The sequence below is a fragment of the Verrucomicrobiota bacterium genome (assembly GCA_016871675.1).
Taxonomy (GTDB): Bacteria; Verrucomicrobiota; Verrucomicrobiia; order Limisphaerales; family VHCN01; genus VHCN01.
Genome location: VHCN01000025.1, coordinates 26,158 through 40,962 on the forward strand (window position 1 = coordinate 26,158; position 14,805 = coordinate 40,962).

Sequence of the window (14,805 nt, forward strand, 5' to 3'; positions counted from 1 at the left end):
CCGCATGTTCACCGCAGAAAGCCGGCGGCGTGATTTCCCGTCCCTCGGTGGCATGGCCTACCTCAACACCGCGGCGGAGTGCATCCCGCCGGTGTGCGTGCGCGAGGCGCTCGAAACCTACTGGGCTGACAAGTCGCTCGGCATGCGCGGCCGCGAGGCGCACTACGCCACGCTCGAATCGGCGCGGCACGTCGCCGGGAAATTCCTCGGCCTGAGCCCCGGCGAAGTCGGCTTCTGCTCCTCCTCCTCCGAGGCCTACAATCTCCTCGCCACCGCGCTCGACTTGAAGTCCGGCGACGAAGTGGTGGTGAGCGACCTCGACTTCCCGTCGGGCGCGACACCGTGGCTCGCGTCGTCGAGCGGATGCAAGACCCGCCTGTGGCGGTCGCGCGAGGGCGCCCTGCTCGCGGACGACCTCGTGTCGCTGCTCAACGAGCGAACGCGGCTGGTGCAGGTGTCGCTCGTGAGTTTCTACAACGGCTTCCGGCTTGAGTGGGAGCCCTTCCACGGGGCCGTGCGCAGCCTCGCGCCGAACGCCGTGCTCTCCGTCGATCTCACCCAGGCGCTCGGGCGCATCGTGCTCGATTGTCCCGGCGCGGACATCGCCATCGCGAGCAGCTACAAGTGGACGCTCGGCATCCACGGCGGCTGCATCATCGGCGTGCCGCAGGACCGCGCGGGCCGGCTCACCACGCGCGCAGGCGGCTGGTATCACCTCGCGAACGCGTTCGACACGGACCGCTTCGAGCGCGCGGTGCCCAAGCCCGGCGCGGCGAGCTTCATGGTCGGGATGCCGTCCTTCCCGGCCGTTTACGCGCTGAATGCCTCGCTCCACTACCTCGATTCGATCGGCGTCGTCAACGTGGCGCATCACGCCGACCCGCTCGTGCAGCACATGCACAACGGCCTGCGCGAGCTCCGCCTCAAGCCGATGGCGCCGCACAACCCGGCCGCGTCGTCCGGCATCGTCGCCTTCCGCCACCCGCATACGGCCGAAATGCACAAGGCCCTCGAGGCCGCGGACATCCACGTGATGCACCAGGCCGGCCGCATGCGCATCGCGCTGCACGGCTACAACACCCACGGGGACGTGCGGCGCTGCCTCGACGTCCTCGCGCGCGAATTGGACAAGTCGCCCTGAACCCGCAACCCGCCCCGACATGAATTCCCATCCCGTGAGCCGCCGACTCGCCGCGCTCTTCCTCCTCCTCGCGCCCGCCTTCACGCCGTCCCTCAATGCCGCGCCCGCGCCGCCGCTCAACTTCATCTTCATCCTCATCGACGACTTCGGGTGGACGGACCTCGGCTGCTACGGCAGCAAGTTTTATCAGACGCCGAACCTCGACCGGCTCGCGGCCGAGGGCATGCGTTTCACCGACGCGTATTCCGCGTGCCCGGTGTGCTCGCCGACGCGCGCGGCGATCATGACCGGCAAGTATCCCGCGCGCCTGCAGATCACCGACTGGCTGCCCGGCCGCTCCGACCGCCCGACGCAGAAGTTGCTGCGCCCCGTCATCAAGCAGCAGTTGCCCCTCAGCGAGACGAGCCTCGCCTATGCCCTCAAGCCGCCCGGCTACACAAGCGCGAGCATCGGCAAGTGGCATCTCGGCGGCGCGGGCTTTTCGCCGCGGGCGCACGGCTTCGACGTGAACATCGCGGGCGACCACACCGGCACGCCGATGAGCTACTTCGCGCCGTTTCGGAACAACACCGGCCAGATGCCCGGCCTCGGCACCGCGCCCGAGGGCGAGTATCTCACCGACCGCCTCACGGCCGAGGCGGAGAAGTTCATCACCGCGAACACCAACCGGCCGTTCTTCCTCTACCTGCCGCACTTCACGGTGCACATCCCGCTGCGCGCGAAGGAGGCGCTCGTTGCGAAGCACGCCGCGCGCACGCCGCCCGTGGGCTCCACGCACACCAACGCCATCTACGCCGCGATGATCGAGAGCATGGACGACAGCGTCGGCCGCATCCTCAAGAAACTCGACGACCTCAAGCTCGCCGACCGCACGGTGATCTTCTTCACCGCGGACAACGGCGGGCTCGCGGTGAAGGAAGGGCCGAACACGCCGAGCACCTCAAACGCCCCACTGCGCGAGGGCAAGGGCTACCTCTACGAAGGCGGCATCCGCGTGCCCCTCATCGTCCGCTGGCCCGGCGTGGTGAAGCCCGGCGCCGTGAACGCCACGCCCGTGAGCAGCATTGATTACTTCCCAACCTTGCTCGAACTCGCGGGCGGCAAGGCCGACGCGTCGCGTCCGGTGGACGGCACATCACTCGTCCCCGTGCTGAAAGGCGGCGAACTCAAGCCGCGCCCGCTCTTCTGGCACTATCCGCACTACGCGAACCAGGGCGGCAGACCCGGCGGCGTGGTGCGCGAGGGCGATTACAAGCTCATCGAATTCTATGAAGAGGGCCGCTGGGAACTCTACAACTTGAAAGACGACCTCTCCGAGCAAACCAACCTCGCCACCAAGGAACCCGCGAAGGCCGCGCAGCTCGGCCGCAAGCTCGACGACTGGCGCGTCGCCGTGAAAGCCCAGATGATGCTCCCCAACCCGAACTTCTCCGCCGCGGCCGAGTCCGCCCCAAAGAAGGAAGCCACGCTCGTGCGGCAGGATGCGGACGGCACGGTGCTGCTTCACTCGCGCGACGCCACCGTCCACGGCGCAACGCTGCGCTACGAGCCGCAGACGAACAAAATCACGCTCGGCTTCTGGACCAAGAAGGAAGACTGGGCGAGCTGGGACTTCCAAATCGTGAAAGCCGGGCGGTTCGAGGTGGAAATCCTGCAAGGCTGCGGCAAAGGAAGCGGCGGCGCGGAGGTGGACTTCCTCGTCGCGAACCAAAAGCTCAAGCACACGGTGGTGGACACGGGGCACTTCCAGAACTTCCAGCCCTACAAGCTCGGCACCGTGGAGATCACGGTGCCCGGCCGCTACGAACTCGCCGTCAAGCCGCAGACCAAGCCCGGCGTGGCGGTGATGGATTTGCGGCAGGTCACGCTCAAGCCCGCGAAGTGACGGGAGACGCCGGGACACGGGGAGACAGCGTCCGCGTCGCCGCGTCGCCGCGTCGCCGCGTCACTTCCCCTTCTCCGCCCGTATCTGCCGTCGCGCGAGGTAGGACTTCAGAAAGGTGTCTTCCGGCGCTTCCTGCCACGCCGTGAACCAGAGGTCGCCGAGCAGTTGCGCGCCCGCGGCGAGCTGTTTGTGAAGGAAGGGCTTGCCCTGCAGCCCCAATTCGCCGTCACCGGAGAGCTTGCCGTCCTTCTCCATCTGGTAGAGCGGCTCGACGAGCTTGAACTGGTCCTCGACGAACTTCATCGCCTCGGGAAAGACGTTCTCGCGCTTCTTCGCGCCGGGGTCGAGCCACACGCGACGCGCCGGGCGCATCTCGGCGTTGAGCATGGCCTGGTCGATGCCGACCTTGCCGAGATAGCCGCCGTCAATCCACGCGTGGAACGAGGTGCGCGTGGTGTAGCCCTTCGGATTCGCCGAGGTCCAGCCGTTGTAGTTGCGCGTGGTGTGGAGCGGCTGCGAGGCATCGCCCGCGAAGTGCCCCATCGTGCCCATGAGGGCGATGATGTTCTGCTGCGCGTTCGCGATTTCTTCTGCCGCGCCGCCGTTGGCTTCATAGGTCTTGAGGTAGGAGAAGGCGGACTTGAGCTTCGCATAGTTCTCGGTGAGCACCCACGGGAGAAATCCGGGCAGCTCGCGGGTGTTGTCCTGGTTGCGCGCGGCGTCGAACGCGGGGAAGCGCTCCGGGTGGGCCTTGCGCTTGGCGTAGACGTGCGCGGTAAAGAGGTAGCGAAAGTGCGGCACGTCGGCGGGCTTGAGGTCGAGCCACGCGAGGTCCTCCATGTCGAAGTAGTGGTCGAGGTTGTTGACGTGGCGCAGCGGCAGGTCGGGCGTGTTGCGCCAGCGGTCGGGCTCGCCGGAAAGGAACGCGATGCGCTCGCGGGCCTCGGGCTTGAAGACGAACGACGGGAAGTTGGTGGGCAGCGAGGCGAGCGCGAGAAGGTTGACGGCGCGGTGGCCCTCGTAGTCCCACGCGCGCAGCGGCAGGGTTGCAAGGGCGAAGGCGGCCACGCCAGCAAGAGTGAGAATGGGAGTGAGTTTCATGAACCGGCGGGATTGACGGACCGTCCCGGCCGGGTGTTCACCGGGAGCAATGAACTGAAACCGCGCATGGGGTCGCGGCTTACGGGAACCGATTGCGATGAGCCTGATTCCAAATGACAGGCGCGCCGTTGGTCGGTTCGCCCAAAGCCGCCGTCCCTCCGGACATCGTGGCGCCGTTGGTGATGACGGACTTCTTGAAGAGTTCGGCATGGCCGTCCACGAACGTGATGTTGCCGCCAGTCTTTCCGTGGCGGTTGGCGAAGCTGCGGTAGCGATTCGCCGGGTTGACGGAATTGAAGTTGTTCGGCGTGCCGGGCACGTTCGACTCTTCGTTCGGACTGAATGACGTGTCATACATCAGAACCGTTCTGGTTGGATGGATGATTTCCGGCAAACGCGGCATGACCGGATAGGCGGATGGTCCGATCGCCTTGAGGTCGATGTTGAACGTCCAACTGAAGAAACCATTCAGCCCGCTGCCGCCCAGGGCGATGGATGCATCGTCATTCCCGATGAAACGCGCGCCCGGGCAGTGCCAGACCTTCGGATGTGTGTTGCCTGGAAACGGCATGTTCGCCTTGTTGACGGAGACGACGGAGGAACCTGGCGCAACCCAATAATTGGAAAGCGGACGCTCATTCATCCCGGCGCGGGGCAGGAGGTTGAACCACGCCGCAGGATCATCAGGGCGGCCGGTGTTCACGGCCGGTGGCCCGGCGAACACATTTCCAGGATAGAGCCCGTTCTCGCCCATGCCGTCCCGCGGAATCTTGTCATCGTAATCGCCGGAGTAGATCTGAATGGCCAGACCCCACTGCTTCGCGTTGTTGAGGCAGGTGGCTTGCTTCGCCTTGTCCTTCGCCTTCGCGAGTGCGGGCAGGAGCATGCCCGCCAGAATCGCGATGATCGCGATGACGACGAGCAGTTCGATCAGGGTGAACGCCGAGTCGGCGCGGCTGGAAGTTCGGTTGGCAGTCATGGTCGGGGCGGTCAAGGTTCGGGTCATGCCACGGCCCGCGCGAAGCACTGCTCGGCACGGTCCTGTGAATGGAGCGGACGCTAACGACGCTGCTCGCCCAATACAATCCCAAAACAGGTGAAGTTCAAGTGCCGAAGCTGCCACAATGCTCAGGCCGCCTGCGGCAACCCGCGCTTCGTGCCGCGCCAAATCCAGGCGCACACGAGCAGCGCGAGCCCGCTTAGCGCAGCGCCCGCCGCGAGTCGCGGCTCGCGATACTCCAGCACCACGCGCTTTGCCCCCGCGGGCAGCTCGATGGCTTGGAACGCGTGGTTCGCCCGCCACACGCGCGTGGCTTGGCCATCCACGGTGGCGGTCCAGCCGGGATACCACGTTTGCGCGACGACGAGCATCGCCGCGCCCGCGGTCTCCACCGTTACTTCCACGCGCCGCTGCGTGAAGCGGGCATCGAGAATCTTGGCACGCGAAGTGTCCGTCGCCTTCACGACGGCGGCGGCTTCCGCCGGGAGCAGAACTTCAACGTCGGGCTGAAACTGCTTTGAGCCCAGCGCGCGCGATGTGGCCTCGGCATCGGCGAACACCGGCCGCTGGCCGATGCTCACCCACAGACGCGGGCTGGCACGCGGCACGAACTTCATCACTTCGCCCGGCGCCGTCACATGCGACACGCCGAGGAAGTCCATCAACCGCGGGAACTCGTTCGTCGAGCCGTAGAGCAACCGGTTCACCTCCGCCGACTCGCGGGACACGAGCGTGGTCGCGCCGTTCACCTTTGGCAGGTGGTCGAGGTGGTTCAGGTTGCCCCAAAGCGCGACGCGCTGGGCTAGGAAGTCGTTCTTAAAGTCCGGCAACATGCGCGTGTGCAGGTCGAGCTCCGCGCGCGGCGAGAGCATCGCGCGCCCCTCGCCCACGCGGGGTGCCGGGTCGAGCTTGTGATACGCCTGCGCCAGCCCCGGCCCGAAGACGTCCGCCGGGATGGTCGGATTCTGTCGCGGGCTGTGCGTAACGAGGTCGAGCCAGAACAGAGCGAGCACGCCAAGCTGGAGCGCCAACTTCATGGGCTCTCGCGACTGGCCGGCGACCAGCCGCGCCACTGCCAGCACGAGCGCGAACAAGACAACCCGGACCACGGCATTCACCGCCGTCGATTGAACGTCATCCGTCGGCAGTGCCGAGTGCTTCGCCCACAACAACACGACTCCGACCACCGCAGCCGCAAGCACTGCGAAAGTGCCCGCACGTTGAACCTTGAACTTCGAACCTGGACCTTCGCCACAAGCGAACGCCGCCATCAGCGGCAGCGTGAACGCCGTCAGCAAGATGAACTTCACCGGGAAGCGCATGAACTCGACGGGCGCCAGCATCGCAATTACCGGATAAAGAAACCCGTTCGTCCCCATCGCCATCAGCACCGCGAGCGCCGTCGCCGCCGCGAGCACCCACACGCGCCGGTCGCGCATGCGCCACACGGCCAGCGCCGCGAGTGCGAGCACGCCCAGCCCCGCGTAGTAGCTCGGCAGGAACGATTGTCCCGCCTGCACGTAGATGCCCTGCGGCGTCTTGAAGCAGTGGAACAGCGGCACGATGAAGTTCGCCCAGCCCCACGCCGGCAGCGACCAGAAGCCCGCGCCAAACTCTCCGCCGCCAAAGCCCCTCGCCCGTTGTGAGACGGACAGCAGTTGGAAAAATGGCATCAAGATCACCGCGCACAAACCGGCCACCAACGCGACGGTCGCGAGAAACCGGCCGGCGACCTGCCGCTTATTGACCCGTGACCCGTCATCCGTAGTTCCAGCAAGCGCCGCGCACAGCCCCCAAGTCATGAGAATGAGTTCCGGCGCGCCCGACATCATCTGCATCGCGCCGGCGAGCGCGGCAAGGACGACGTTCCGGCCGCCTTCCGCGCCCGCGCGTTGCACGAGCAGCACCACCCACGGCATCCAGCCGAACGTGACGAGGTAGTTCGGATAGATGTGGCTTGTCAGCGACGTGCCGCCGAACACGAACGCCACGCCCGCGACGCCCGCGGCGAAGGACGAACCCGTCCAGCGATGCGCCAGCGCGTGCATGCCAAGGCCGCCGAGCATCCAGTGCGCGAGGCAGAACACGCCCAGCCCCCACGGCAGCGGCAGCAGCAGGTAGATCAGCGAGCCCGGATACAGCGCGAGCGTGTTCCATTGCGCGAGGAACGGCGCGCCGCAGTTCACGTAGGGATTCCACAGTGGCAGCTCGCCATTCCAGAAGCACTCGCGCGCGTAGAACACGAACGGATAGCCGAGGAACCCGTAGTCGCGGTAGAAAAACGCGCCCGTCCCGAGCACCACGCCGGGAAACGTGGCGAACAACAGCACGCCGAGAAGGAGCGCGAAGCGGCGCGGATTAAACCAGGCGGAACCGTCCATTGCGTCATTGGCCATGGGTCAATCGCTTCCCCCGCCTCCACATCACGCCGCACACGGCAAGCGCGGCGAGCGAGATGAGGCAGCCGATGCGGAACTTCCGGTCTTCATACGCGAGGCGCACGCGGTGCGTGCCCGCGGGAACTTCAAGCGCCTGAAACGCGTGGTTCGCGCGCAGCAGCGGCACGGGCTTGTCGTCCACGTATGCCTTCCACGGATGATAAAACGTCTGCGCGATGGCGACGAGGGCGGGGACGTCCGCCGTGACTTCGCATTCCACACGATTTGCCGACCAAGACTGCTCGCGAAGGCTCGCCAATGACGGGCCGGTCACCGCAACCTTCGACCGGTATTCGGCCGGCAGGTGCACCTGGCCCCGTGGGTCGAACAAACCAGAGAATAGCAACTGCAATGTAGCCGAACTTTCCCTCTTCTCCCCGAACAGGGGCCGTTGACCGGCAGTGATGAATGGGAGACTTGATGGCCGACTCACCCCGGCAAGATTCGTCATCCCTGTGAGCACGTTTCCCACCCCAAGGAAGTTCAACAGCGCTTCGCTTGGCGCTGCATTCGAGGCGTAAATCCAGCTTTGCAACTCGTCCTGCTCGCGAATGCGCAGCGTGGAGGAGCCGTTCACCTTCGGCACACCGTCGAGCGCGTTGAGGTTCGACCAGAACGCGCGCCGCTTGAGGGCGAATTCCTGCGCCCAGTTCGTGGCACCGATGTGGAGCAGCGTCCGCTCGGCATCAGGCGAGATCATCAGCCGGCCATCGCCAGGCCTGAGCGCGATGCCTGTGGCTTCACGGCCGAGATTCGGCGCGAAGAGCTTCGCATCGAGCGTCGGATTCTGGTTCTTCAGATGCGTCAATCCGTCCGCCGCAATCAAGGCAAGTGTTGCAAGCCCTGCGAGCAAGCTCGTGCGCTGGCGCGGTCCGGCGCAGGCGTTGAACAGCATCGCCAGCGAACAACCGAAGAACAGCATCCGACCAACCGTGTTCGCCACGGTTTCGTCGAAGCGGTCGTAGGTCAGCGGGTGGCCGCGCATCCACCACAGCACGAGCAGCGCGATCGCCGGCACCAGCGTGGCGAGGACGAGCAGCGGCTGCCATTCAGTCGCCGATGGCCGATGGCCCATGGCCCATGGACCTGATGCCGTCGCGTCGCTCGCGCCGTCACGGGACAGGCACCACTTCACGCCGAATGCCGCGAGCAGCGACACGACGAACGCGACGAGGATCAGGAACTTCACCAGGTAGCGCGCGATGCCCACGACCGGGATGACCTTGTGCAGGAGCGGGAAGAGCGGCCCGTTGTTGCCCATCGCCAGGAGCACGGCGACCACGCCAAGCGCGGCGAGCAGCACCACGCGGCGGTCGCGCACGCGCCACACGGCCAGCGCCGCGAGCGCGAGCGCGGCGGCGCCTGCGTAACACGAGGTGAGGAACTCCTGTCCCTGCATGAAATAGAACTCCTGCGGCGACATCGCGCAGCGGAACATCGGCACGAGCAGGTTCGCCCAGCCCCACGCGGGCAGCGCCCACTTGCCGACGGCCTGCGACGGGTCGCGCTGCGAATGCGTGAGCAGGTCGAAGAATGGCAGCAGTTGCGCGGCACAAAGGGCCGAGACGAGTGCGAGGATGAGCGCAAATCGCAATCCGTAATGCGTCACCGGAACCCGGCTTCCGTCTTCCGTCTTTCGTTCCACGGATTCCACCGACAGAAGGCCGCCCAGCACGATCCACGTGAACACCACAATCTCCGGCGTGCCCGCAAGCATCTGCATCGAGGCGGCGAGCGCGGCGAGGACGACTGTGCGGCCGCCTTCCTTCCACGCGCGCTGGACAAGCAGCACAACCCACGGCATCCAGCCGAGGGCGACGGTGTAGTTCGGCCAGATGAGGCACGCGAGCGTGATGCCGTTGAAGACGAACACCGTTCCCGCGACAGCCGCGCCGAAGCGCGAATGGGTCCAACGCTCCGCCAGCTTGAACATGCCGATGCCGCCGAGCCACAAGTGCAGGAGGCAGAACACACCGAGCGACCACGGCAGCGGAAGCAGCACGTAGAACAGCGTGCCCGGATAGAGCACCATCGTGCCCCATTGCGCGAGGAAGGGCGCGCCGCAGTTGCTCAGCGGGTTCCACAGCGGCAATTCGCCCGACCAAATGGACTCGCGATGGTAATGCACAAATGGATACGCGAGCACGCCGTAGTCCGAGCGGAAAAACGACTCCGCGCCGAGCCACACCGTCGGGAATGCGGCGAACAGCGCCGCGAGCAGAAACAGCGCGAACCTCGGCAGCGTGAAACACGCGTCGAGTGTGGCAACACGGCCGCCCGCGCCCGCCGGAATGGTTGCATCACGGCTCATTCGGAGCGCCTCGGCGAAACCGCGAGACTGCGAGTCCAGCCACGCAGATCAACAGCCCGGTCATCGACAGCAGCACGCCAAGCCGGAATGCCCTGTCCTCATACACCACGCGCACGCGGCTCGAGCCGGCGGGCACTTCGAGCGCTTGATACGCGCGGTTCGCGCGCCAAAGGGTCGTGGGCTGGTCGTTCACGCAGGCTCGCCACGGATGATACCAAGTCTGCGCGAGCACCACGAGCGCGGGGTGGAGCACGAACAGGATCAACGCGACGAGCGCGAGGAAGCGGCCGGGAGTGAAATGCGCGCCCACCTCGCTGATCGGGCGGGCGGGCACGGAGGCGGTCATGCGCGATGAGTTTTCCAAAAACTGCAAGCCACCCAAAGGCAAAAGTCCGGCGACCCGCGGGGCAGGTCGTCAACGCGCGCCCGCGCGGGGCGGGGCCGCGCCGGTTTCGAGAAACGCGATCAGGTCGAGGATTTCGTCGCGCGACAGGGTGTCGAGGAGATTGCCCGGCATCGGCGAGACGGCGGAGACGCGGCTCGATTTGACGGCGGCCTTCGGCACGCGCGCGACCTGCTCGGGCGCGAGTGACGTGCGGATGTGGAGCACGCCGGCTTCCTCGCGCACGAACTGGCCGGCCACGGTCGAGCCGTCCTGCAGCGTGTATTCCGTGCCGCGGTGCTTCTCGTCCACCACGCGCGAAGGATCGAGCATGGATTCGAGCATCGCGCGGCGGTCGAAGCGACGCCCGACATCGGTGAGATCCGGCCCGAGGCCGGCGCCTTCGCCGCCGAAGCGGTGGCACGCGGTGCACTGCGCCGCGGCGAACGCCTCGCGGCCGAGCTTGATGGATCGGCCCTTGAGCGGCGCGGAGACATCGGCGAGCAAGTCGTCCATCTGCCATTGCCTGACGAATATGCGCGGTTTCGGCGGCGGCGCCGCGACGGGCTTGGGCGGCGGCGGGTCGAGCAGCGAGGCGAGCGCGGCGCGCTCGGCACTGGTGAGCGTGGCCATCGCGTCCTTCCGTGTGTCGGCAATGTATGCCGGCAAAGTGCGGCCGCCGGTGAATCCCGCGGCCTTGTCGAACCACTTGAAGCAGGTGCGGCGCTCGTCGAGCGTCCACCCGCGCGCGACGTTGCGGAGCAGGAACATGAACTGCAACTGCTCCTCCTGCGACTTCGCGCGCGCGACGAGCGGCAGCGTCTTGCGGACGACGTTTTGTGATTCGAGGTAGACCAGCAACTCGCACAACTCGGCGTTGAGACGCGGGCTCGAAGTCGGATAGATGGAATCGAATCTCGCCGCCATGCGCGCACACGTCGCAGCATCGGGCCGGCCCAAGCGGACGAACGCGAGCTGATAAGTTCGGCACAGGTCAACCCGCTGGCCGTCGGAGAGCTTTGCCCACGGCAGTTGGTCAAGCGCATCGAGCAAGGCAGGCTGCGAGTTCGTGCCGCCGCTGCGGGCAAGCGCGAGGAGCGCCGTGAGCGCGGCTGGTGTGCGGCGTTCGTTCAATGCGCGCTGCTGCCAGCTTGCGGCGTCCTGATGCTCGATGGCGACTCGCGCCGCGTGGCGAATCCACGGGTCACCGCTTCCCAGTTGGGGCCAGGCAACGTCCACGGCTGCGGCGGATTGCTTCCCGTGATGCGCCTCGAGTTGGCGACGGAGTTCCCTCGCCTCGGCGGCTTCGCGCTCGAGTTTCAAATCCGCAGCGCGCGGCGCGGCCGGTTCCGAGGGCTTCACGCCAGCGACGCGATACAAGCCCGCCTGCGTCCCGCGTCCGCCGGTCGTGAACCACATCGCGCCGTCGGGGCCGAACACCATGTCGGTCACGTTCAGCGGCCTGCCGGTGAGAAACGCCTCGGTCGCGCCCGAATAGCTCGCGCCTTTCGGCTTCAGATGCACGGCGAGGATGCGGCCGTAAGCCCAGTCGCAGATGAAGAGCGCGTCGCGATACTTCGCGGGGAAGTTCGCCGAGTTGCAGAACGCCACGCCGGTGGGTGATGCCACGCCGATGTCCGCCACGGGCGCGAGCGCGTCCGGCCAGTCGGTGGGCCACATGCTCGTGCCGCGGCGCCAGCCGTATTCGCCGCCGGAGACGACGTGATGCACGCGGTTGGGCCGATACCACGGCGCGCCGACGTCCCATTCCATGTCGGCGTCGAACGTGAACATCTCGCCGTGACGGTTGAACGCGAGGTCGTAGGGATTGCGGAAGCCACCGGCGACGATTTCCCAGCGCGTGCCTTCGGCGTCTGTGCGCATCACGTGGCCGCACGGTGCTTTCGCGTCGCTGTCGAAGAGGCGGTTGTCCCACGGGCACGGCAGCAGCCGGTCCTCGGCGAAGTTCTTGTAAGGCGATGTCGGCGCGAGGTCCGCGGGCAGCCGCACGTTGTTGCCGTGGACGAAGTAGATCATGCCGTCCGGTCCAAGCGCCAGGCCGTTGCGCCCGTGGCCGACGCCGCCCCCGGTGGACTTGAGCAGCTTGACCTCGTCGAACGTGTCGTCGCCGCGCGTCGAGCGGAGGCGGTAGAGCGCCTTCGAGTTGTTGGCGTTCACGTAGAGCGCGCCGTGCGCGTAAAGCAGGCCGCGGCATTCGAGGAGGTTCTCGTTGATGACCTCGACCTTCGCGACGCCGCCGACCGGCGCGAGCGTGAAGCGCAGCAGGCCGGACTTTTCGCGCGCGACCGTGAGCCGGCCCTGCGGGTCGAACGCGAGGCTGACCCACGAGCCCTCGTCCTCCTGCGCCGAGCGGACGAGCTCGACTGCGAAGCCCGGCGGCGCGGTGATGTTCGCGACGGGCGTGGCCTGCTTGGTGCCGAGGCTGCCGCGCCACGCGTTGTAGGCGTCGAACGAGCGCGTCGGGTCGAACGGGTCGCCCCACGGCGGCGGGCCGGCGGGGCCGAGCACTTGCACACGCGCCCAGTCCACCGCGACGAATGCGCCCGTGACGGGGTTCGTCGCGGCCGTCGTCGAGGCAAGCCACGAGCCGTCGGACAGAATGTGCGCGTTCACGGCGGTCACGAGCTTGAAAAGAAGCGCGGGCGAGTTCGTGGGATTGGAGGCGCGGACCTCGATGGCGTTTGCGCCCGGACGGAGCAGCGACGAAACATCTGTGGTCGAGGCACGGAGGAAGCCGTGTGAAACCGCGGCGGGCTTGCCGTTGATGAACACGGCGGCTTCTCCGGAGCAAGCCACGGATAATCCGGCCGCGCCGGGCGCAGCGGCGAGGTTGAAGCGCTTGACAAAGAACACCGCGGCGCCGGGCGCTGGAACCGTTGCCGCGCGAATCCACTGGGGCGCAGCGACCGCCGAGGAGGCCGCGGCAAAACAGACGAGGGCGCAGAGGAGCCGGCGCGGCCCGTGGATGCGAGCGAGAGGACTTGAACCTCCAACCCTTGCGGGACCAGATCCTAAGTCTGGCGCGTCTGCCATTCCGCCACGCTCGCTGGAGTTGAGGGGCCGCATTGTGTTCCGCCGGACGCTGCTGGCTCGGAACGCTAGCAGCGGGCGCGCGGCGGGCGCAAGCCCGTTGCCTCATGGAAAAGGTCGGGGGAGGATTCTGAGCCGTGAGGCATGAAGGACCCGCTCACGTTCGGGGTCGCGGGACACTACACGCTAGTGGACATCCTCATCCGTCCCGCGCCGACCACGGCAAACAACACGACGTTCATTCCGGGGGCGAACATCCCCTCGGGCTGGCCGCTCATTCCGTCCGGCTTGGCCAACGGCTCGGTGGCTGCGCCCACCACGAGATGCCACGCTGACAGGTCTTCGCAACGCCGCGCCGACGTGGTAGGAAGAGGCCGTTCGCCATGCCAACTGCCATCGCCATCGCCGCGCATCCGGACGACATCGAGTTCCAAGTCGCCGGCACGCTCGTCTTGCTCCAGCAGGCCGGGTGGGAAACGCACTATCTCAACCTCTCCACCGGCAACTGCGGCAGCGCGACGATGAGCGCCGCCCGGACGCGTCGCGTGCGCCTCGCCGAGGGCGAGGCCGCCGCGCGACTGCTCGGCGCGCACTTCCACCCGCCGATGTGCGATGACCTCGAGATTCTTTACGACCTTGCCACGCTGCGCCGGCTTGCATCGGTCCTCCGCGCCGTGAAGCCGTCGGTCGTGCTTACGCATTCGCCTCGCGATTACATGGAGGATCACATGAACACCTGCCGCCTCGCGGTCACCGCCGCGTTCTCGCGCGGGATGCCGAATTTCAAGGTCACGCCACATCGCGCGCCGTCCGACGCCGACGTGACGCTCTATCACTTCATGCCGCACGGGTTGTGCGACGGGTTGCGCGAGCCCGTGGTGCCCCACGCGTTTGTGAACACGACTCCGGTCCACACGACAAAACTCGCCGCGCTCGCCGCGCACAAATCGCAGCAAGGCTGGCTCGACGTCAGCCAGGGGATGAACTCCTACCTCCAGACGATGGAGGACAGCTCGCGTGAACTCGGCCGGATGTCGCGGAAATTCAAGCTCGCCGAAGGGCTGCGCCGGCATCTGCACCTCGGTTTCAGCGGCTCGCCCGTGGACCCGCTGCGCGACGCTCTCGGGAAAAACTACCTTCTGAACCGGCGCGCGACGGCGAGGCACGAGGCTTGACCGAAGCAACCCAGAATTCCCGTGGCTACACTTCCGCCATCGGCGATGTGCACCAGAAGGTGCTGCCCTTCCCCACCGTGCCGCGCGGCATGACCGGCATTGGCAACGGCAGGTTTGATGTGGCGCTCCACAAGGCTCTGTCCCGTTGGAAAGGCTACTTGGCCAGTTCGCCGATTTCCCCTGCCGACGCCACCCGGTGCAGCACCAACGTCCTCCCCATCAACCCGCGGTAGTAGGCGTCGTGGAAGTAGAAGATTTCTGCGCCGAGGATGAGCGAGGGGACGATGATAGAGTCGGCGGGGAACTTCTTCGTCACGCCTT

General features: G+C 66.7%; 9 protein-coding genes and 1 tRNA gene. 3 read left to right on the plus strand and 7 right to left on the minus strand.

The genetic code is table 11. The features are described from left to right. The first annotated feature begins 4 nt into the window (after window positions 1-4). Window positions 5-1,141 carry an aminotransferase class V-fold PLP-dependent enzyme gene (locus tag FJ386_07535; GenBank protein MBM3876555.1) on the plus strand — a complete coding sequence of 379 codons (1,137 nt, stop codon included), beginning with the start codon at window positions 5-7 and terminating at the stop codon, window positions 1,139-1,141. A gap of 19 nt (window positions 1,142-1,160) precedes the next feature. Continuing rightward, window positions 1,161-3,026 carry a DUF4976 domain-containing protein gene (locus FJ386_07540; protein ID MBM3876556.1) on the plus strand — a complete coding sequence of 622 codons (1,866 nt, stop codon included), beginning with the start codon at window positions 1,161-1,163 and terminating at the stop codon, window positions 3,024-3,026. A gap of 60 nt (window positions 3,027-3,086) precedes the next feature. Here the strand turns inward: FJ386_07540 and FJ386_07545 are convergent, their stop codons facing one another. From FJ386_07545 to FJ386_07575, 7 genes are all read right to left on the minus strand, one after another. Then, the gene (locus FJ386_07545) at window positions 3,087-4,127 is read right to left on the minus strand and encodes a hypothetical protein (protein MBM3876557.1); all 1,041 of its coding nucleotides are present in this window, start codon (window positions 4,125-4,127) and stop codon (window positions 3,087-3,089) included. A 79-nt stretch (window positions 4,128-4,206) separates the two neighbouring features. Then, window positions 4,207-5,307, minus strand: a complete 1,101-nt coding sequence (locus tag FJ386_07550) for a type II secretion system protein (GenBank protein ID MBM3876558.1) — start codon at window positions 5,305-5,307, stop codon at window positions 4,207-4,209. Beyond that, the gene (locus tag FJ386_07555) at window positions 5,256-7,523 is read right to left on the minus strand and encodes a YfhO family protein (GenBank protein MBM3876559.1); all 2,268 of its coding nucleotides are present in this window, start codon (window positions 7,521-7,523) and stop codon (window positions 5,256-5,258) included. Before FJ386_07555 ends, FJ386_07550 begins: the two co-directional genes overlap by 52 nt. Beyond that, window positions 7,513-9,876: a hypothetical protein gene (locus FJ386_07560; GenBank protein MBM3876560.1), complete on the minus strand. Its 2,364-nt coding sequence runs from the start codon at window positions 9,874-9,876 to the stop codon at window positions 7,513-7,515. Before FJ386_07560 ends, FJ386_07555 begins: the two co-directional genes overlap by 11 nt. After that, complete coding sequence (locus tag FJ386_07565; protein ID MBM3876561.1) at window positions 9,866-10,222, minus strand: YfhO family protein; 357 nt, start codon at window positions 10,220-10,222, stop codon at window positions 9,866-9,868. Before FJ386_07565 ends, FJ386_07560 begins: the two co-directional genes overlap by 11 nt. A gap of 69 nt (window positions 10,223-10,291) precedes the next feature. Further along, on the minus strand, window positions 10,292-13,132 hold the full coding sequence (locus FJ386_07570) for a c-type cytochrome (GenBank protein MBM3876562.1): 2,841 nt from the start codon (window positions 13,130-13,132) through the stop codon (window positions 10,292-10,294). Between the two features lie 113 nt (window positions 13,133-13,245). After that, window positions 13,246-13,326 (minus strand) — tRNA-Leu (locus FJ386_07575). Window positions 13,327-13,692: 366 nt separating this feature from the next. On the opposite strand from FJ386_07575, the gene FJ386_07580 reads away from it, so the two are divergent. Further along, on the plus strand, window positions 13,693-14,484 hold the full coding sequence (locus tag FJ386_07580) for an LmbE family protein (GenBank protein MBM3876563.1): 792 nt from the start codon (window positions 13,693-13,695) through the stop codon (window positions 14,482-14,484). Window positions 14,485-14,805: the final 321 nt, after the last annotated feature.

Bases quoted from the DNA above. Each gene is read 5' to 3' on its own strand.
- FJ386_07535 (MBM3876555.1), top strand. From the start codon at position 5: ATGTTCACCGCAGAAAGCCGGCGGCGTGATTTCCCGTCCCTCGGTGGC.
- FJ386_07540 (MBM3876556.1), top strand. From the start codon at position 1,161: ATGAATTCCCATCCCGTGAGCCGCCGACTCGCCGCGCTCTTCCTCCTC.
- FJ386_07545 (MBM3876557.1), bottom strand. From the start codon at position 4,127: ATGAAACTCACTCCCATTCTCACTCTTGCTGGCGTGGCCGCCTTCGCC.
- FJ386_07555 (MBM3876559.1), bottom strand. From the start codon at position 7,523: ATGGCCAATGACGCAATGGACGGTTCCGCCTGGTTTAATCCGCGCCGC.
- FJ386_07560 (MBM3876560.1), bottom strand. From the start codon at position 9,876: ATGAGCCGTGATGCAACCATTCCGGCGGGCGCGGGCGGCCGTGTTGCC.
- FJ386_07565 (MBM3876561.1), bottom strand. From the start codon at position 10,222: ATGACCGCCTCCGTGCCCGCCCGCCCGATCAGCGAGGTGGGCGCGCAT.
- FJ386_07580 (MBM3876563.1), top strand. From the start codon at position 13,693: ATGCCAACTGCCATCGCCATCGCCGCGCATCCGGACGACATCGAGTTC.